The sequence below is a fragment of the Pseudomonas sp. LD120 genome (assembly GCF_009861525.1).
Taxonomy (GTDB): domain Bacteria; phylum Pseudomonadota; class Gammaproteobacteria; order Pseudomonadales; family Pseudomonadaceae; genus Aquipseudomonas.
Genome location: NZ_WVHL01000005.1, coordinates 3129503 through 3148147, shown reverse-complemented (window position 1 = coordinate 3148147; position 18645 = coordinate 3129503). Strand labels below are relative to the sequence as shown.

Below are 18645 nucleotides of genomic sequence, written 5' to 3'. Positions count from 1 at the left end.
ATTGCAACTTCGCATGTTGCTCAGGGCTCCAGGCCGATGCCGCGCAGGATGACGCGGGTGACGGTCTGCACCGCACGTTCGAATTGCAAATCCGATAACGGTTGATGGTCGTTGAGGATCATCACCTGGTGGTCGAAGTCGGCGTAATGCTGGGTCGAGGCCCAGATCATGTACAGCAGGCTCGACGGTTCCACGGGCAAGATTCGTCCAGCCTCGACCCATTGGCGGATCTTCGCTTCCTTCATCTTCGCCCAGTCGTACAGGCTGGCATCCAATGCCGCGCCCAGGGTCGGCGCGCCATGGATGATTTCGTTGGCCCAGACCTTGGAGCCATAAGGCCGGCTGCGCGAATGCTGCATCTTGGCGCGGATGTAGCTGCTGAGCACCACCCGCGGATCGTCGAACATTTCAAAGCACAGGGCGTCCTGCTTCCACACCTCCAGCAGGTCCATGAGCACGGCGCTGTACAGCTCGTTCTTGGTGCTGAAGTAGTAATGCAGGTTGGAACGCGGCAGTTGCACTTCTTCGGCGATGTCGGCCATGGCGGTCCCGGCATAGCCCTTTTCAGCGAAGATTTTCTCGGCCGCCAGGAGGATTTTTTCCACGTTGCTGCGACGAATCTCGATCTTGTGATTGCCCATGAGGGCTCCTACGAAAACAGTCTGCGGCAAGACTAGCATCCGCCCAGGTCTTGCGGGGGCTGTCAGGGCCGCGACATTGCGCGCCGCCGATGGGTCTTTCGCCGCCCGGCCGGATTGAGTAGGATCGGCCTCCCGCTCATTTGCAGCAGCCACTGCGGTGCTCCGTCCAGGCGTTAATTCGCGACACGGGCATACAGGCCTCTGCCCGAATGCCGGCCCTGCTCCATCGCCGGCCATCTGTCCTGTTACCGATGGAATACCCCCATGAAGATTCGCCCTCGCGTCGCTGCGGACGACGCCCTGCTGACCGCGCTCTGGGAGCGTTCGGTCCGCGCCACCCATGACTTTATTGCTGAAGACGACATCCAGCGCCTGTACCCGCTGGTACGCGACAGCTACCTGCCGGCCCTTGAAACCTGGGTCTTCGAAAACCCCGACGCCAGCCCCGCAGGCTTTATCGCCACCAGCGACGACACCGTACAGATGCTGTTCATCGAACCGGCCCAACGCGGCCAGGGCATCGGTCGAACGCTTCTGGATCACGTTCGCCGTCCCGGCCTCAAGGTCGACGTCAATGAACAGAACCCACAGGCCCACGGTTTCTATCGTCACTACGGCTTCGTCGACTGCGGCCGCTCGGAAACCGATGGCGAAGGCCGGCCGTTTCCGATCATCCACATGCAGCTGAAAAACACCTGACCGCCCCTTGCCGGGGGAGTGTCCCTCCCCCGACAACCGCACAAGTAAGCCCCAGTATTCGCACAAATAACGACAAGTGTCCGGCGAGTGGAATTCTTAGAATCACGGTTCCTCTTGTCGCGGATAACAACAATGAATACGCCAACCGCCAGGATCTGCGCGAGCTACGTGGTCCTAGGTGCCAAGGAGAAGATCGGCTACGGGCTGGGCGATCTGGCCAGCAACCTGTCTTTCGGTTTCGTCTCGCTGTTCCTGCTCTACTTCTATACCGATATCTATGGCTTGTCCGCCGCCGAGGCGAGCCTGGTGTTCGTCATCGCCCGCGTGGTCGATGCCTTGTTCAACCTCCTCATCGGCTACGGGGTGGACCGCACTCGCAGCCGCCACGGCAAGCTGCGCCCCTACCTGCTGTACGGCACCCTGCCCCTGGCAGGCCTGAGCATCCTGTGCTTCAGCGCCTGGAACATCGAGCTTAAATTCACCTATGCGCTGGTCAGCTACACCCTCTATTGCCTGGCCTATACCACGGTCAACACGCCCTACTCGGCGCTGACCAACCGCATGACCCAGCACGAGGGCTCCCGGGCTTCGCTGTCGGTGTATCGCTTTGTCCTGGCGGTAATCGGCTACCTGATCGTGGCCACATGTGCCGAGCATCTGGTGGCGCTGTTCACCGACCCCAGGGACGGCTACGTCTTCGCCGTGAGCCTGTTTTCCCTGCTGGCCACCTTCTGCTTCATCGCCTGCTTTGGCATGACTCGCGAACGCGTGGACCCGGACCAGGACAGCCCGACACCGTCGATCCGCGAGATGCTGCGGGCAGTGCTCGACAACCTGCCCCTGATCCACCTGTCACTGTTCACCCTGTTCTTCTACATCGCCTATACGCTGTGGATGGCCATGGCCGTGTACTTCATCAAGTACGTGATCGGTGATGAGGGCTTCAGCCCAATGTTCTTCGCCCTGCAGACCGCCGCCTACATCCTCGGCACCGTGCTGTCGGAGAAACTCATCGCCGTGCTGGGCAAGAAGAAAATGACCCTCGGGGTATTGCTGCTGGGGATCGGCGGGCTGCTGACGCAGTACGGCTTCGCCGCTGGCAACTTGCCGCTGACCCTGCTGTGCATCGGCCTGTACAGCATCGCTCTGGGCGCCGGGTTCGTCGCCATGTGGTCAATGATCGCCGACACTGTGGAGTACGCCGAGTGGAAGAACGGCTGCCGGGCCGAGGGCGCCATTTATGGCTTCTTCAACTTCGTGACCAAGATTGCCATGGCCCTGGGCGGCGGCCTGGCCGGCCTGCTGCTGCAGCTTTCGGGCTACTCGGCGGCGCAGGTGAATGCCCAGGCGATCAACGCCATTACCCTGATGATGACCCTGGTGCCGGCACTGATGTTCGCCCTGGGTTTGGTCTTCGTGCTGCTCTACCCCCTGGACGAACAGACCTACCGCAACCTGCTGCAGCGTATCGAACAACGCAAGCAAGCAGCCCCAGTCCGCTGACCTCAAGGAGCCAGCCCCATGCCCGATTCTCACTCCCGGTTGTTGGCTCGGATGAGCGCCGCCGACAAAGTCAAGCTGCTCAGCGGACAGGGCCTGTGGCGCAGCGCGCGCCTGGACCATCTGGGCCTCGAAGACTTCATCATGACCGACGGCACCTACGGCGTGCGCTACAGCACAGGACAGATCGAGGACGGTGCCAGTTGGAGCTTCGAGGATTTTATCCAAGTGGTGAACCAGAACTCCGGCGAAATGCCCGGGCAGCCGTCACAGGCCAGCGGTTCCGAAGCGCTGTTCAGCCCATCAAAACCTGCTACCTGCTTTCCCAACGGTTCCAGTCTGGCCTGCTCCTGGGACCTGGACCTGCTGTACCGCATGGGCCAGGCCCTAGGGGTGGAATGCCAGCACTTCGGCGTCGGCCTGTTGCTGGGCCCGGGGATCAACATCCGCCGCACGCCTTTGGCCGGACGCGGCTATGAATACTATTCCGAGGACCCGATCCTCAGTGGTGAACTGGCCGGGGCCCTGATCAACGGCCTGCAGGATCAAGGCGTAGGCGCCAGCCTCAAGCATTTCGCCTGCAACAACTCGGAGTACCGACGCACGGAAATGGACTCGGTGGTGGATGAGCGCGCACTGCGAGAAATCTATCTGGCCGGCTATAAGCGGGCCATTGACCGCGCCCAGCCGTGGACCTTGATGTCGTCCTATAACCGCCTCAACGGGGTACAGACGGCTGAACACTCATGGTTGCTGACCCAAGTGCTACGCCACGAGTGGCAGTACCCGGGACTGGTGATATCCGACTGGTATGGCATCAAGGACCGTCCGGCAGCGCTGCTGGCGGGCAATGACCTGGCCATGCCCGAGAGCCGCCGCGACCAGCGCGAGCTACTGCACGCCATTGAGCTGGGGCAGATCCCCAGCGATGTTCTCGACCGCTCCTGTCGGCGCATGCTGGAGCTGATCGACAAGGTACAGCGCGGCCGCAAGCCCGATACCCGGGCGGATTTCAACGCCCATCACCGGTTGGCCCAGACCCTGGCAGCCGAATCCCTGGTGTTGCTGAAGAACCAGGACCAGTTGCTGCCCCTGTGTCCGAAGAAAACCCCGCGTATCGCAGTGCTGGGCAAGCCGGCCCAGGAGCCGGTGATCCAGGGCTCGGGGTGCGCCACCACCCGTCCCTACCTTCTGGACCGGCCTCTGGACGAGATCTTCGAACTGGGAGCCGAGTCCTTCGAGATCCACTATGCGGTGGGCGCGACAGACGACCAGCAACTGGACCCCGCCGACCTGGCCCTGGCCCTGGAGACCGCCCGCGCCGCCGATGTGGCGATCCTGTTCGTCAGTACCGCGGTGGGCGAAGACGGAGAAAACGGCGACCGCCAGCACCTGGACATTCTCCCCACTCACGAGCGACTGATCGACGAAGTGGCCAAGGTTCAGGCCAATATCGTCGTGGTCCTGGCCAATAGCGACGCCGTGGTCATGCCCTGGCTGGGGCAGGCCAAAGCCGTACTGGAAACCTTCTTTGCCGGCCAAGGCATGGGCCGCGCCGTGGCCCAGGCGCTGTTTGGCCTGATCAACCCCAGCGGCAAACTTACCGTCAGCGTGCCCAATAGCCTGGAAGAAACCCCAGCGTTTCTCACCTACCCCGGCGAAAACCTGCAACAGCGCTACAGCGAAGGCCTGTTCGTCGGTTACCGCTACTACGACAAGCGCCGCCTGGAGCCGCTGTTCCCGTTCGGCTTCGGCCTCAGCTACACCTGTTTCGAGTACCGGGCAATCCGCCTTTCCAGCAGCCGCCTGACACCCGGGCAGCGGCTGACGGTCAGCGTGGAGATCACCAACCAGGGCGAGCGCTTCGGCAAGGAAGTGGTGCAGCTGTACCTGGCCCCGCCAACCTGTCGCCTGCCCCGGGAAGTCCAGGCCCTCAAGGCATTTGCCAAGATGGCCCTGGAGCCGGGCCAGAGCGCCTGGGTCGAACTGCATCTGGACTGGGAGGATTTCGCCTACTACGACCCGGCCCTGGCCCGCTGGGTGGTGGACAGCGGCGAATACCAGCTGCGGGTTGGCGGGTCCTCGCGGCACATCGAGCTGTTGGCCGAGGTCCAGGTGCAGGCACCAACCCTGTATCCGCCGCTCAACATTCACAGCTCCTTGGTGCAACTGCTGGACAACCCGGTGCTGTTCCAGCAGGTGGCGCGGCTGGTGGCGCACAAGAGCGGACTGGCGGAGCAACAGGTACAGGAAACGCTGCGCAAGATCGCCCCGGAGCTGTTCTGCGGCTTGCTGATCACCCTTACGGAAATGCTCGAACTGGACATCTCCCGTGAAGAACTGGCGGCGGCCCTGGAAGTGGACGCCCCGGCATGACCCGGTGCCGGTTCGGGTACAGTCCGCAAACCGACGCCGCTGATTCGAGGATGCCCGATGCTGCCATTTTCCATGACCCGTCCTGCCCCGAGTGCCGGCCCCGGGCATGAGCTGGTGGAGTTCGACCGGCAGCAGATCAACCTGTTTGCCGCCCAGGTGCATCGCTGCGAGGCCCACTGGCATGCCGCCGCCGAACTGATCTGCGTGCTCAAGGGCCGCTTTTTGGTCAGCGTCGACCCGCACAGCCAGCACCTGGGCCCCGGCGGCATGCTGTACATCAACCCCGAACGCAGCCATGAACTGCAGGCCCTGGAAGCCGACAGTCAGTTGCTCACGGTGCAATTCTCACCGCACCTGTTCGAGCAATTGCAGCCCGGCCTGCACATCGACTATCAAGTGCCGGATGCCAGCCAGTACCGCCCGCGCGACCGTCAGATCAAGGCGGCCCTCAGGCAACTGGTGGCGCATGACCTGGACGATGCCGAGGGCGATGCCTTGCGCCGTACCGCGTTGATCTACCTGCTGCTGTCCAGCCTGCACCAGGCCAGTGCCGCGCCCCGGGAACCGGCACGGCTGAACCTGCGCAGCAAGGACCAGCAGTTGATCAGGCACTGCATCGACTACATCAACCGCCATTACCAACGGGAACTGCCCCTGGCGGAAGTCGCCGCCCAGGCCAACCTCAGCTACCACCACTTCTCCAAGCTGTTCAAAAAGGTTAACGGCTGCAACTTCAAGGACTACCTGGCGCAGGTGCGGGTCAACCGCGCGCGCTTCCTGCTGAAAAACACCCAGCTGCCGATCACCGAAATCTGCTACAGCTGCGGCTTCAGCGAGCACAAGCAGTTGATCGCAGCATTTCGCAACCACTGCGCCCTGACGCCCAGCGAGTACCGCAAGCAGTACCTGTCGCAATTGCAACGGGATTACCGGGATGCCGGCCGGGACTTTCGCTGCCTGGAGTGGGACAGCCAGATCCTCGGGTTGCTCGACGCCGATCCGCCACGGGCTTCCTGATCCGCGGCGGCTTCGATGTACACTGGCGCCGCCCACGGATTGGGACGCGGCCGAAAGTCCGCCCTCGGCCTTTTTAGTCGCCGCCAGTCGTGGCCTATTACCCTCCACTGTTCATCAGGTACCTGACCATGTCGCTGAAAAACCTGCTCAATGCCACCGCCCTGCTCACCTCGCTGCTCGCCGCTTCGTCGGCAATCGCCCATGCCCACCTGAAAAGCTCGACGCCGGCGGCCGACAGCAACGTGAGCGCGCCCAACGAACTGCGCCTGGTGTTCAGCGAAGGCGTGGAGGCGGCCTTCACTCAAGTGAAAATCAGCCAGGGCGGCGCCCCGGTCGAAGTAAAAGACCTGGCCACCGAAGGTGCGGACAAGAAAACCCTGATCGTCACCCCGGCCGCCACGCCGCTGCGCGCCGGCGAGTACAAGGTGGAATGGCACGCGGTGTCGGTGGACACTCACAAGAGCGAAGGCCGCTACAGCTTCAAGGTGAGCCCGTAACCCGTGGCGACGTGGCTGGTGCTGTGCCGCTTCGTGCACTTTGCGGCGGTGTTGACCCTGGTGGGTGCCTGGGTGTTTCGCCCGTTGCTGCTGGGGCGCGATGCGCAATCGAGTCCCTGGAACGCCCTGCATCGGCAACTGGACCGGCTCAGTCGCTGGCTGACCCTGATCGGCCTGGGCAGCGGCTTGTGCTGGCTGGCGCTGATCACCGCCAGCATGACCGGGACCTGGTCGGCGGCGCTGAACCCGGTGACCTTGCAGTTGGTACTGAGCAAGACCTTTTTCGGCTGGGTCTGGACCTGGCACTTGCTGCTCAACCTGCTCCTGCTGGGCCTGCTGCTCACGCCTCTGGGCCAGCGCCTACCGCTGCAACTGGGCCTTGGCGCTTTGCTACTGGCGACCCTGGCCCCGGTGGGCCATGGCGCTATGCTCGATGGCGTGCCAGGACAGTTGCTGATCCTCAATCAGATCGTGCACCTAAGCACTGCCGGCCTCTGGCTGGGAGGGTTGCTGGTGCTGTTGCGGTTGTTGCGGCAACCGGCCGGCGCCTCGATCGAGCCGTTGTTGAGACGCTTTAGCGGTGTGGGCTACGTCCTAGTGGCGGGGTTGCTGGTGAGCGGTCTGATCAACGTCCGGGTACTCAGCGGACAGTGGTGGCCGACTCCATTGTTCAGCGGCTTTGCCCTGATCCTGCTGATCAAAGTGCTGCTGGTGGCGGGGATGTTGGGGCTGGCGCTGTTCAATCGCCTGCGGATTCGCGGCTGTGACCAGCGCCTGGCAAGCCTGCGCACCAGCGTGCAAGTGGAATGGCTGCTGGGCGTGACCGCCGTCGCCGCGGTCTCGCTGCTCGGCATCTTGCCGCCGATGCAGGCGGCATAGTCTGCGGCGTCGCGCCCCACAGGGCTAGGGTCTTGGTTGGTGGGCAGCAGTGGGCTATGAAGGCGGCGCCATACAAGATGCGCAAAGAAGGTGAACTGGGACGGCCAGGGCAAGGCGCGCCTGGCCGGCAGCGTGACCCGGGGGTTCAGCGGGTCACGGTGAGGTACAGCCCAGTCCTCACATCCAGCCCAGCCATTTCCACCAGGTCATGGCGAACACCAGCATCAGCAGGTAGCCGATCAGCGTCAACAGCAGCCCAACCTTGGCAAACTGCCGTGCATTGAAGGTCTCGGTGCCCAGGCAGACCATGTTCTGCGGCGCGTTGATCGGCAGGATAAAGCCATAGCTGACGACAAAGCCCAGAAGCATGGTCATGCCCAAACGGTTGAACTCACCGGGCAAGGTCTGCAACACGGCGATCAGGATAGGCAGCAAGGCCGATGTCAGGGCCGTGGCGCTGGCGAACCCTAGGTGAATCAGGATCAGGAAGGCACCAAGAATCGCGAATACCGCCAGCGGCCCCAGTTGGTCGAGTCCGGTGCGGGCCACCACCTGAGTGCCCAGCCATTGCCCGGCCTGGGTGCTGAGCAATGCCGAGCCGAGGCTGATGCCGACCCCGAAGACGATCACCGTGCCCCAGGGAATGCGCGACTGCACGTCCTTCCAGGTCATGATGCCGATGCGTGGCAGCAGCAGGATCACCAGCCCGGCGTAGGTGGTGGTCGTGGTATCGAAGGGGTGCAGCTTGCCTTCGGTGGACCAGGCCACAAGCAGTAACAGCGATACCGTCAGCAAACGCTTCTGCGGGCCGGTCATGGGCCCGATGTCCACCAGGGACTGGGCCACCGCCTCCTTGCCGCCGGGGATGCTGTCGGTTTCCGGCGGCAGCAGTTTCAGCACCAGCCACAGCAGCACCAGGGACATGATCACCGCCCAGGGCGCGCCGGCGATCAGCCAATCGAGCCAAGACACCCGCTGGCCGAGCATTTTCTCCATGAAGCCCCCGGTCAGCAGGTTCTGCGCTGCGGCGGTCTGGATCCCGACGTTCCAGATGCTGGTGCCCTGGGCCACGACAATCATCAGTCCGGCGGCGATGTTGGAGCGTTTGTCGACACCGAACGCGGCAATCACCCCCATCATGATCGGCACCACGCAGGCACTGCGGGCCGTGGCGCTGGGCACCAACAGGCTGAGCACAATGGTCACCGCGATGGCCCCCAGCAGGATGCGTCGGGTGCTGGTGCCGACCCGGTTCAGGGTCACCAGGGCGATGCGTCGGTCCAGCCCGGTGTGGGTCATGGCGGCGGCGATGAACAGGGCTCCGGCCACCAGGGCCAGGGCCGAGTTGGAGAACCCGGTCAGGGCCAGGCTGATGGCCGCCGAGCTGCCATAAAGCTGGGTCGGGTCCTGCAGGGTCGGCGCGGTGCCGATGAGAAAGGCCATCAGCGCGGTGATCATGATGGCGCTGGCCTCGTAGGACACCGCTTCGCTGATCCACACCACCACCGCGAAGGCGAGAATTGCCAGCATGCGCTGCCCGGCCACCGGCAGGTCGGCGGGCAGTGGCAGCAAAAGTACGGCGACCAGCGCCAAGACGCCGATCAACAGGCCGACGGGCAAGCGCGCCCGAGGCTCGCTAGTGTGATTCACAGGGGCATTCATCGGTAGGGTGTTCCTTCTCCGGGTGGGCGGGCAAAGGATGCCGGCAGATTCGCCTGAACGCCTTGATAGAGGTCAAGCCGGAAACGCCGCAACAGCTCTAGAACGCGGTTAAAGCCGCGATTTTCGGGCGTTTTTCAAAGACTCGGAGGGGCCAGCGCCGTGCCTGTGACTAGGTTTTTTTTCATTTCTACAGATTTTTCACTTCAATGAGATCAAATTGACATCATATCCTGAGGGCATCGACACCTCGCCTTACCCCTTCTGACAAGCAGGTACCTTATGGTGACAAGAAACATAAAACCGACCGTGCGGACACCGTTCAACCTGGGCTCGATCGGCTTGTTACTGATTGGCCCCGGTGGACTGGCCCCGTGGAGGATGGAGCAGATCCGTGACCCCGCGGCGGACCTGCACACCAACGGGCTGCCCAGCAAGCGCCAAACCATCGCTGCACAGACCAACCTGCTGGCCCCCAACGCCGCCATCGAAGCCGCCCGAGCCGGCAGGCAGGGTCGTGGTTTTGCCGTGGTGGCCGACGAAGTGCGCGCCCTGGCCCATCGCACCCAAGTCTCGACCCAGGAGGTCGAGACCATGATCCAGGGCATTCAGAGTGGTTCGAACACGGCCATGCTGTGGATGCAACAAAGCCGCGAGGACGCCAGCCAGACGTCGGTGGCCAGCGGCCAGCTGTCGACACTGGCCGCGAGCCTGAACCCGCCGGTGACTCGCTGCTCGCGGTAAGACAAGCCCAGACCCGCGAAGAGGTCAGGTAGAAAAGCGGACGCGCTGACGCCGTTCGGTGGCAAGCTAGTGCCTACACTCGTCCACGTGACCCGTAGGAGCCGGCGTACCGACGATGGTCAGGCGTCCTGAGGGAGAGTATTGGTCATGCTGAAATTGATCTCGATCGAACAACTGCAATTGGGCATGTACATCCATCAATTCTGTGGTTCCTGGCTGGACCATTCGTTCTGGAAAGCAGGCTTCGTTCTCAACAGCCGCGAAGACTTGCGGCGCCTGCAACGCTCAAACCTGAGCAGCCTGTGGATCGATTCCGCCAAGGGCCGCGACCTGCCTGCCGCACCGGTCTCGCACTCACCCGCCGCTCAGCGAGTACAACCTGCCGAGCCTGCCAGGGCCACGGCGCGAGTGAGCATGAGCGATGAAGTCGCGCGGGCGTTAAAAATCTGCGCCCTGTCGCGCCAGGCGGTAATGGCGATGTTCCAGGAAGTGCGCATGGGCCAGGCCCTGGAGGTGCAACACGCCGAGGAATTGGTGACGCAGATCGCCGAGTCGGTGATGCGCCACCCCAATGCACTGATCAGCCTGGCGCGGCTCAAGACCAGCGACGACTACACCTACATGCACTCGGTAGCGGTGTGTGCGTTGATGATCGCCACCGCGCGCCAGTTGGGTCTGTCCGAGGACTACATTCGCCTGGCGGGCATTGCCGGCTTGTTGCATGACGTGGGCAAGCTGACCATCCCCGACACTATTCTGAACAAACCGCACAAGCTCTCGGAAAGCGAATTCGAGCGGGTCAAGCTGCACCCCGAAGCCGGCGGCGCGATCCTGCGTCAAAGCCACGATGTGGATGCACTGGTTCTGGATGTGTGCCTGCATCACCACGAAAAGGCCGACGGCTCGGGCTATCCGCACCGTCTGGCCGGCAACCAGATCAGCCTGTTCGCGCAGATGGGCGCGGTCTGCGATGTGTACGACGCGGTGACCTCCAATCGTCCCTACAACCGTGGCTGGGACCCGGCCGAAGCGATCCAGCGCATGTCCACCTGGAAAGGCCATTTCGATCAGCGGGTGTTCCAGGCCTTCGTCAAGAGCGTGGGTATCTATCCGGTGGGAGCCCTGGTGCGCCTGGAGAGCGGGCGCCTGGCGGTGGTGATCGAACAAAACCCCAAGTCGTTGCTGACGCCCAAGGTCCGGGTGTTCTTCTCCACCCGCTCCAACCTGCACCTGGAACAGCACGTGGTCGACCTGGCCAGGATCCACGGCCAAGACCGCATCGTGGCGCGCGAAGCCCCGGAGGACTGGGAGTTCAAAAACCTGGACCGGCTCTGGAACGGCGTTCCCGCCTGAGCCTCAACTGCCCAGGGTCAACCCGTTGGCCGGCAGCGGCAGCGCAGTCTTGTAGCGCACCTGCTTGAGGGCAAAGCTGGAACGGATGTTGGCCACCCCCGGGACCTTGGTCAGAAAGTCCATCATGAACCGCTCCAGGGCCTGGATGCTGGGCACCAGCACTCGGATCAGGTAGTCCGGATCACCCGCCATCAGGTAGCACTCCATGACCTCCGGGCGGTCGGCGATGGCCTCTTCGAAGTGCTGCAACGCCTCTTCCACCTGCTTCTCCAGGCTGACGTGAATGAACACGTTGACGTGCAGCCCCAAGAGGTCGGCATCCAGCAGGGTCACCTGCTCGCGGATCAGCCCCAGCTCTTCCATGGCCTTGACCCGGTTGAAGCACGGCGTGGGTGAAAGGTTCACCGAACGGGCGAGGTCGGCGTTGGTGATGCGGGCATTCTCCTGAAGACTGTTGAGAATGCCGATGTCGGTACGATCCAGTTTGCGCATGAGACAAAACAACCTTCTTTTTATGTTTATGCAGATTTTTTATCTGCAAATAACTTCCAGCGCAATGAAACAGAGATAAATATTCTTCTACGCCCAGCCTATGATGTTTGTAGGACAAGATTTCCCTTACCCAGGGAATGACTGTCAGCTAGCGCGCCCAATTACAAGAAATCCACAAGATCGAGCGTAGAAAGCCATGACCACCGCGTATGCACCGCTACGCCTGCACGTTCCCGAACCCTCGGGCCGTCCCGGCTGCAAGACCGACTTCACCTACCTGCGTCTGAACGACGCCGGCCTGGCCCGCAAACCTCCCATCGATATCGAACCTGGCGACTGCGCCGACCTGGCCCGCGGCCTGATCCGTGTGCTCGACGATCAGGGCAACGCCCTGGGTGACTGGGCCGACGACGTGCCGCTACAGATCCTGCGCCAGGGCATGCGCGCCATGCTCAAGACGCGGATCTTCGACAACCGCATGGTGGTTGCCCAGCGGCAGAAGAAAATGTCCTTCTACATGCAGAGCCTGGGCGAGGAAGCCATCGGCAGTGCCCAGGCCCTGGCCCTGAACATCGACGACATGTGCTTCCCCACCTACCGCCAGCAGAGCATCCTGATGGCCCGGGAAGTGCCGCTGGTGGAGATGATCTGCCAACTGCTGTCCAACGAGCGCGATCCGCTCAAGGGGCGCCAGTTGCCGATCATGTACTCGGTGAAGGAATCCGGCTTTTTCACCATCTCCGGTAACCTGGCGACCCAGTTCGTGCAGGGCGTGGGCTGGGGCATGGCCTCGGCGATCAAAGGCGATACCAAGATCGCCTCGGCCTGGATCGGCGACGGCGCCACTGCCGAATCGGACTTCCACACCGCCCTGACCTTCGCCCACGTCTATCGCGCGCCGGTGATCCTCAACGTGGTCAACAACCAGTGGGCGATCTCCACCTTCCAGGCCATTGCCGGCGGTGAAGCCACCACCTTCGCCGGCCGCGGCGTGGGCTGTGGCATCGCTTCCCTGCGGGTCGACGGCAACGATTTCATCGCGGTCTATGCCGCCTCGCGCTGGGCCGCCGAACGCGCCCGGCGCAACCTCGGGCCGACCCTGATCGAGTGGGTGACCTACCGCGCCGGCCCGCACTCCACCTCCGACGATCCGTCGAAGTACCGCCCGGCCGACGACTGGAGCCACTTCCCCCTGGGCGATCCGATTGCCCGCCTCAAGCAGCACCTGATCAAGATTGGCCAGTGGTCCGAAGAGGAACACACCGCGGTCAGCGCCGAGCTCGAAGCCCAGGTCATCGCCGCGCAGAAGGAAGCCGAGCAGTACGGCACCCTGGCCGGCGGCCAGATCCCCAGCGCCGCGACCATGTTCGAGGATGTCTACAAGGACATGCCCGAACACCTCAAGCGCCAACGCCAGGAACTGGGGATCTGACATGAACGATCACAACAACAATATTCAGCTGGAAACCGCCATGACCACCACCACCATGACCATGATCCAGGCCCTGCGCTCGGCCATGGATGTGATGCTTGAGCGTGACGACAACGTCGTGGTGTTCGGCCAGGACGTCGGTTACTTCGGCGGTGTGTTCCGCTGCACCGAGGGCCTGCAGGCCAAGTACGGCACCTCGCGAGTGTTCGACGCGCCGATCTCGGAAAGCGGCATCGTCGGCGCGGCCATCGGCATGGGCGCCTACGGCCTGCGCCCGGTGGCGGAAATCCAGTTCGCCGACTACGTCTACCCGGCTTCCGACCAGATCATTTCCGAAGCCGCGCGCCTGCGTTATCGCTCCGCCGGCCAGTTCACCGCGCCGATGACCCTGCGCATGCCTTGCGGCGGCGGCATCTACGGCGGCCAGACCCACAGCCAGAGCATCGAGGCGATGTTCACCCAGGTCTGCGGCCTGCGCACCGTGATGCCGTCCAACCCCTACGACGCCAAGGGCCTGCTGATCGCCTCCATCGAGAACGATGACCCGGTGATCTTCCTCGAACCCAAGCGCCTGTACAACGGCCCGTTCGATGGCCACCACGATCGCCCGGTAACCCCCTGGTCGAAACACCCGGCGGCTCAGGTGCCAGACGGCTACTACAAGGTGCCGCTGGACGTGGCGGCCATCACCCGCCCGGGCAAGGACGTCACCGTCCTCACCTACGGCACCACGGTCTATGTGTCGCAAGTGGCGGCCGAGGAAACCGGCATCGACGCCGAGGTCATCGACCTGCGCAGCCTGTGGCCGCTGGATCTGGACACCATCGTCAAGTCGGTGAAGAAGACCGGCCGTTGCGTGGTGGTGCACGAAGCCACCCGGACCTGCGGGTTCGGCGCCGAGCTGGTATCGCTGGTACAGGAACACTGCTTCCACCACCTGGAAGCCCCGATCGAGCGCGTCACTGGTTGGGATACGCCGTATCCCCACGCGCAGGAGTGGGCATATTTCCCAGGGCCGTCCCGAGTGGGCGCGGCGCTGCAACGGGTCATGGAGGTCTGAATGGGCACGCACGTTATCAAGATGCCGGACATCGGCGAAGGCATCGCGGAAGTGGAACTGGCGCAGTGGCACGTAAAGGTCGGCGACCAGGTGGTGGAAGATCAGGTCCTGGCGGACGTGATGACCGACAAGGCGATGGTCGACATCCCCTCCCCGGTGCACGGCACGGTCATTGCCCTGGGTGGCGAACCCGGTGAAGTGATGGCGGTGGGCAGCATCCTCATCAGCATCGAAGTCGAAGGCGCGGGCAACCTCAAGGAATCCGCCCAGGCCGCCGCACCGGCGGCAATAGCGCCGGACGCTATCAATCAGCCGGCTGCCGCGCCGGTGGTCGACGCGCCAGTGGTCGAAGCACCCAAGGTGGAACAAGCCGTCGTCAGCCAAGCAGCCTGCCGCCCTGCTCCCCAGGCGCCGGTGGCGCGCCAGGCCGACGAACGCCCCCTGGCCTCGCCCGCCGTGCGCAAGCACGCCCTGGACCTGGGCATCCAGTTGCGCCTGGTGCAAGGCAGCGGCCCGGCCGGGCGCATCCTGCACCAAGACCTGGAGGCCTACCTGGCCCAGGACAGCCAACCGCTCAAGGGTTACTCGGCACCGGGCGCTGGTTATGCCGAACGCCACGACGAAGAGCAGATCCAGGTGATCGGCATGCGCCGCAAGATCGCCCAGCGCATGCAGGAATCCAAGCACCGCGCCGCGCACTTCAGCTATGTCGAGGAAGTGGACGTCACCGCCCTGGAAGAGCTGCGCATCCACCTCAATGAAAAGCACGGCGGCACTCGCGGCAAGCTGACCCTGCTGCCATTCCTGGTGCGGGCCATGGTCGTCGCCCTGCGCGACTTCCCGCAGATCAACGCGCGCTACGACGACGAAGCCCAGGTCATCACCCGCCACGGCGCGGTGCATGTCGGGGTCGCCACCCAGAGCGACGTCGGCCTGATGGTGCCGGTGGTGCGTCACGCCGAAGCCCGCAGCCTGTGGGGCAACGCCGAGGAAATCTCGCGCCTGGCCAAGGCGGCCCGCAGCGGCAAGGCGGCCCGGGATGAACTGTCCGGTTCCACCATCACCCTCACCAGCCTCGGCGCCCTGGGCGGAATCGTCAGCACCCCGGTGCTGAACCTGCCGGAAGTGGCGATTGTCGGGGTCAACCGCATCGTCGAGCGGCCGATGGTGATCAAGGGCCAGATCGTGATCCGCAAGATGATGAACCTCTCCAGCTCCTTCGATCACCGGGTGGTCGACGGCATGGACGCTGCGCAATTCATCCAGGCCATTCGCGGCCTGCTCGAACAACCCGCCACGCTGTTTGTGGACTGACTTTCAGAGGAGCAGGCATGCAACAGACTCTCAACACCCAACTGCTGATCATCGGCGGTGGTCCTGGCGGTTACGTGGCGGCAATCCGTGCCGGCCAACTGGGCATCTCCACCATTCTGGTGGAAGGCCAGTCCCTGGGCGGCACCTGCCTGAACATCGGCTGCATCCCGTCCAAGGCGCTGATTCATGTGGCCGAACAGTTCCACCAGACCCGCCACCACAGCCAGGGTTCGGCCCTGGGCATCGAAGTGGCGGCGCCAACCTTGAACATCGGCAAGAGCGTGGAATGGAAGGACGGCATCGTCGACCGCCTGACCACCGGGGTCGCCACGCTGTTGAAGAAAAACAAGGTCCAGGTGATTCACGGCTGGGCCAAGGTCATCGACGGCAAGACCGTGGAGATCGAAGGCGCCGACACCCGCATCCACTGCGAGCACCTGCTGCTGGCCACCGGTTCGAAGAGCGTCAACCTGCCGATGCTGCCCATCGGCGGGCCGATCATCTCCTCCACCGAGGCCCTGGCGCCCAAGACCCTGCCCAAGCGCCTGACCGTGGTCGGCGGCGGCTACATCGGCCTGGAACTGGGGATTGCCTATCGCAAGCTCGGGGTCGAGGTCAGCGTGGTCGAGGCCCAGGAACGCATCTTGCCGGCCTATGACGCGGAACTGACCCAGCCGGTGCTGGAATCGGTGAAGCAGCTGGGCATCAAGCTCTACCTCAAGCACAGCGTGCTGGGCTTCGATGCCGCCAGCAGCAGCCTGCAGGTGCGCGAGCCCAATGGCGACACCCTGAACCTGGCCACCGATCAGGTGCTGGTGGCCGTGGGCCGCAAGCCCAACACCCAGGGCTGGAACCTGGAAAGCCTGAACCTGGACATGAACGGCGCGGCGATCAAGATCGACCAGCGCTGCCAGACCAGCATGCGCAACGTCTGGGCCATCGGCGACCTCAGCGGCGAGCCGATGCTGGCCCACCGGGCCATGGCCCAGGGCGAGATGGTGGCCGAGCTGATCGCCGGCAAGCACCGCGAATTCAACCCGACGGCGATCCCGGCGGTGTGTTTCACCGACCCGGAACTGGTGGTGGTGGGCAAGACTCCGGACGAGGCCCGCGCTGCCGGGCTGGACTGCATCGTCAGCAGCTTCCCGTTCGCGGCCAACGGCCGGGCCATGACCCTGGAATCGAAAAGCGGTTTCGTGCGGGTGGTGGCCCGAAGCGACAATCACCTGATTGTCGGCTGGCAGGCGGTGGGGGTCGGTGTCTCCGAATTGTCCACGGCGTTCGGCCAATCCCTGGAAATGGGCGCGCGCCTGGAAGACATCGGCGGCACCATCCACGCCCACCCGACCCTGGGTGAAGCGGTCCAGGAAGCGGCGCTGCGGGCACTGGGCCACGCCCTGCATTTATAGAAGCCCCCAGTGGCGGGGGAGCTAGCTCCCGCTCCAGTGCGCAGCGCTGGCAATAAGGAAGACACGGTGCAACGGAAATACTGCGTAGGCCGGATTGGGGCCGCTTTACGGCCCAGCGGGAGCAAGCTCTCTCACCACAGTAGGTGCACATGGCTGTATCGAGAGCGCTTTATGAGCTGGCTAAGTTTTTTTGCTCACCCGCCCTTAGTCCGGGATGCGATACGCCCCCGGAATGCAGTATTGTTGTGCCCATCCAAAAAAACGTCAGAAGCCTTGAGCCGTTCCGGCGGTTGTTAAGTGATAGAGGGTGTCATGGGTAACGAAAGCATCAATTGGGACAAGCTGGGTTTTGACTACATCAAGACAGACAAGCGCTATCTGTCGCACTGGCGTAACGGCGAGTGGGACGCAGGCACCCTGACCGAAGACAACGTGCTGCACATCAGCGAGGGCTCCACCGCCCTGCACTACGGTCAGCAATGTTTCGAAGGCCTGAAGGCCTACCGCTGCAAGGACGGCTCAATCAACCTGTTCCGTCCGGACCAGAACGCCGCGCGCATGCAGCGCAGCTGCGCCCGCCTGCTGATGCCGCAGGTGTCCACCGAACAGTTCATCGAAGCCTGCAAGGCCGTGGTCCGTGCCAACGAGCGCTTCATTCCGCCATACGGCACCGGCGGCGCGCTGTACCTGCGTCCGTTCGTGATCGGCGTGGGTGACAACATCGGCGTGCGCACCGCTCCCGAGTTCATCTTCTCGGTCTTCGCGATCCCGGTCGGCGCCTACTTCAAGGGCGGCCTGACCCCGCACAACTTCCTGATCTCCGGCTACGACCGCGCCGCGCCGCAAGGCACCGGCGCAGCCAAGGTCGGCGGCAACTACGCCGCCAGCCTGATGCCCGGCTCCCAGGCCAAGAAAGCCAGCTTCGCCGACTGCATCTACCTCGATCCGCTGACCCACAGCAAGATCGAGGAAGTGGGCTCGGCGAACTTCTTCGGCATCACTCACGATGACAAATTCGTCACCCCCAACTCGCCATCGGTGCTGCCGGGCATCACCCGCCTGTCGCTGATCGAGCTGGCCAAGACCCGCCTGGGCCTGGAAGTGGTCGAAGGCGACGTGTTCATCGACAAGCTCTCGGACTTCAAGGAAGCCGGTGCCTGCGGTACTGCGGCGGTGATCACCCCGATCGGCGGCATTCAGTACCAGGACAAGCTGCACGTGTTCTACAGCGAAAAAGACGTCGGCCCGATCACCCAGAAGCTCTACAAAGAGCTGACCGGCGTGCAGACCGGCGACATCGAAGCGCCAGAGGGCTGGATCGTCAAGGTCTGATTGGCTGCTTTATCTTTCCCATCGTTCGGAGACTCCGTCGGTGGGAAAGCGCTGATTCGCCAGATAGGTAGAACGTCACCAGCGACTCAAAAAGACTGCCTGCTATTAGTAACCGTCCGGCCTGCACACAAAAAATCTGACAGTCCCCGTCGACTTACTACTTGATTTTGTCTACACCGTCTTAAAGTAACGCTCAGGGCGGTCCAAGCGTGATTGACTAGGGGGCTCAGCGCACGGCGCT

At 63.3% G+C, this 18645-nt stretch carries 15 protein-coding genes and 1 pseudogene; 13 read left to right on the top strand and 3 right to left on the bottom strand.

What is annotated here, in order from left to right; genetic code table 11:
• Nucleotides 1-20 precede the first annotated feature (20 nt).
• On the bottom strand, nucleotides 21-641 hold the full coding sequence (locus PLD_RS28865) for a TetR/AcrR family transcriptional regulator (RefSeq protein ID WP_159898094.1): 621 nt from the start codon (nucleotides 639-641) through the stop codon (nucleotides 21-23).
• A gap of 264 nt (nucleotides 642-905) precedes the next feature.
• On the opposite strand from PLD_RS28865, the gene PLD_RS28860 reads away from it, so the two are divergent.
• From PLD_RS28860 to copD, 6 genes are all read left to right on the top strand, one after another.
• A complete protein-coding gene (locus PLD_RS28860) occupies nucleotides 906-1340 on the top strand; it encodes a GNAT family N-acetyltransferase (RefSeq protein WP_159898093.1) in 435 nt (144 codons plus the stop codon).
• A 132-nt stretch (nucleotides 1341-1472) separates the two neighbouring features.
• Nucleotides 1473-2843: an MFS transporter gene (locus tag PLD_RS28855; RefSeq protein WP_159898092.1), complete on the top strand. Its 1371-nt coding sequence runs from the start codon at nucleotides 1473-1475 to the stop codon at nucleotides 2841-2843.
• A gap of 18 nt (nucleotides 2844-2861) precedes the next feature.
• The gene (locus PLD_RS28850; RefSeq protein ID WP_159898091.1) at nucleotides 2862-5216 is read left to right on the top strand and encodes a glycoside hydrolase family 3 C-terminal domain-containing protein; all 2355 of its coding nucleotides are present in this window, start codon (nucleotides 2862-2864) and stop codon (nucleotides 5214-5216) included.
• Between the two features lie 57 nt (nucleotides 5217-5273).
• Nucleotides 5274-6233 (top strand): AraC family transcriptional regulator, encoded by a 960-nt coding sequence (locus PLD_RS28845; protein WP_159898090.1) that lies wholly within the window; start codon nucleotides 5274-5276, stop codon nucleotides 6231-6233.
• Between the two features lie 128 nt (nucleotides 6234-6361).
• Nucleotides 6362-6730: a copper homeostasis periplasmic binding protein CopC gene (gene copC, locus PLD_RS28840; RefSeq protein WP_159898089.1), complete on the top strand. Its 369-nt coding sequence runs from the start codon at nucleotides 6362-6364 to the stop codon at nucleotides 6728-6730.
• A 3-nt stretch (nucleotides 6731-6733) separates the two neighbouring features.
• Nucleotides 6734-7609: a copper homeostasis membrane protein CopD gene (gene copD / locus PLD_RS28835; protein WP_159898088.1), complete on the top strand. Its 876-nt coding sequence runs from the start codon at nucleotides 6734-6736 to the stop codon at nucleotides 7607-7609.
• A 177-nt stretch (nucleotides 7610-7786) separates the two neighbouring features.
• On the opposite strand, the gene PLD_RS28830 is transcribed toward copD, so the two are convergent.
• On the bottom strand, nucleotides 7787-9271 hold the full coding sequence (locus PLD_RS28830; RefSeq protein ID WP_159898087.1) for a DASS family sodium-coupled anion symporter: 1485 nt from the start codon (nucleotides 9269-9271) through the stop codon (nucleotides 7787-7789).
• Between the two features lie 444 nt (nucleotides 9272-9715).
• Here PLD_RS28830 and PLD_RS30885 point away from each other — a divergent pair.
• Nucleotides 9716-9913: pseudogene (locus PLD_RS30885) on the top strand (methyl-accepting chemotaxis protein); the annotation flags it as partial.
• Nucleotides 9914-10159: 246 nt separating this feature from the next.
• Nucleotides 10160-11365, top strand: a complete 1206-nt coding sequence (locus PLD_RS28820) for an HD-GYP domain-containing protein (RefSeq protein WP_159898086.1) — start codon at nucleotides 10160-10162, stop codon at nucleotides 11363-11365.
• A gap of 3 nt (nucleotides 11366-11368) precedes the next feature.
• Here the strand turns inward: PLD_RS28820 and bkdR are convergent, their stop codons facing one another.
• A complete protein-coding gene (gene bkdR, locus PLD_RS28815) occupies nucleotides 11369-11857 on the bottom strand; it encodes a Bkd operon transcriptional regulator BkdR (protein WP_159898085.1) in 489 nt (162 codons plus the stop codon).
• A gap of 196 nt (nucleotides 11858-12053) precedes the next feature.
• Between bkdR and PLD_RS28810 the strand changes: the two genes are divergently transcribed.
• From PLD_RS28810 to PLD_RS28790, 5 genes are all read left to right on the top strand, one after another.
• Entirely contained in the window at nucleotides 12054-13289 is a 1236-nt protein-coding gene (locus PLD_RS28810; RefSeq protein ID WP_159898084.1) for a 3-methyl-2-oxobutanoate dehydrogenase (2-methylpropanoyl-transferring) subunit alpha, read from the top strand.
• 1 nt (nucleotide 13290) lies between these two features.
• Nucleotides 13291-14349: an alpha-ketoacid dehydrogenase subunit beta gene (locus PLD_RS28805; RefSeq protein ID WP_123725672.1), complete on the top strand. Its 1059-nt coding sequence runs from the start codon at nucleotides 13291-13293 to the stop codon at nucleotides 14347-14349.
• Nucleotides 14350-15663, top strand: coding sequence for a dihydrolipoamide acetyltransferase family protein (locus tag PLD_RS28800; protein ID WP_159898083.1), 1314 nt, complete (start codon nucleotides 14350-14352; stop codon nucleotides 15661-15663).
• 17 nt (nucleotides 15664-15680) lie between these two features.
• Nucleotides 15681-17072 carry a dihydrolipoyl dehydrogenase gene (gene lpdA, locus PLD_RS28795; protein ID WP_159898082.1) on the top strand — a complete coding sequence of 464 codons (1392 nt, stop codon included), beginning with the start codon at nucleotides 15681-15683 and terminating at the stop codon, nucleotides 17070-17072.
• A gap of 312 nt (nucleotides 17073-17384) precedes the next feature.
• Entirely contained in the window at nucleotides 17385-18404 is a 1020-nt protein-coding gene (locus PLD_RS28790; protein WP_159898081.1) for a branched-chain amino acid aminotransferase, read from the top strand.
• Nucleotides 18405-18645 lie beyond the last annotated feature (241 nt).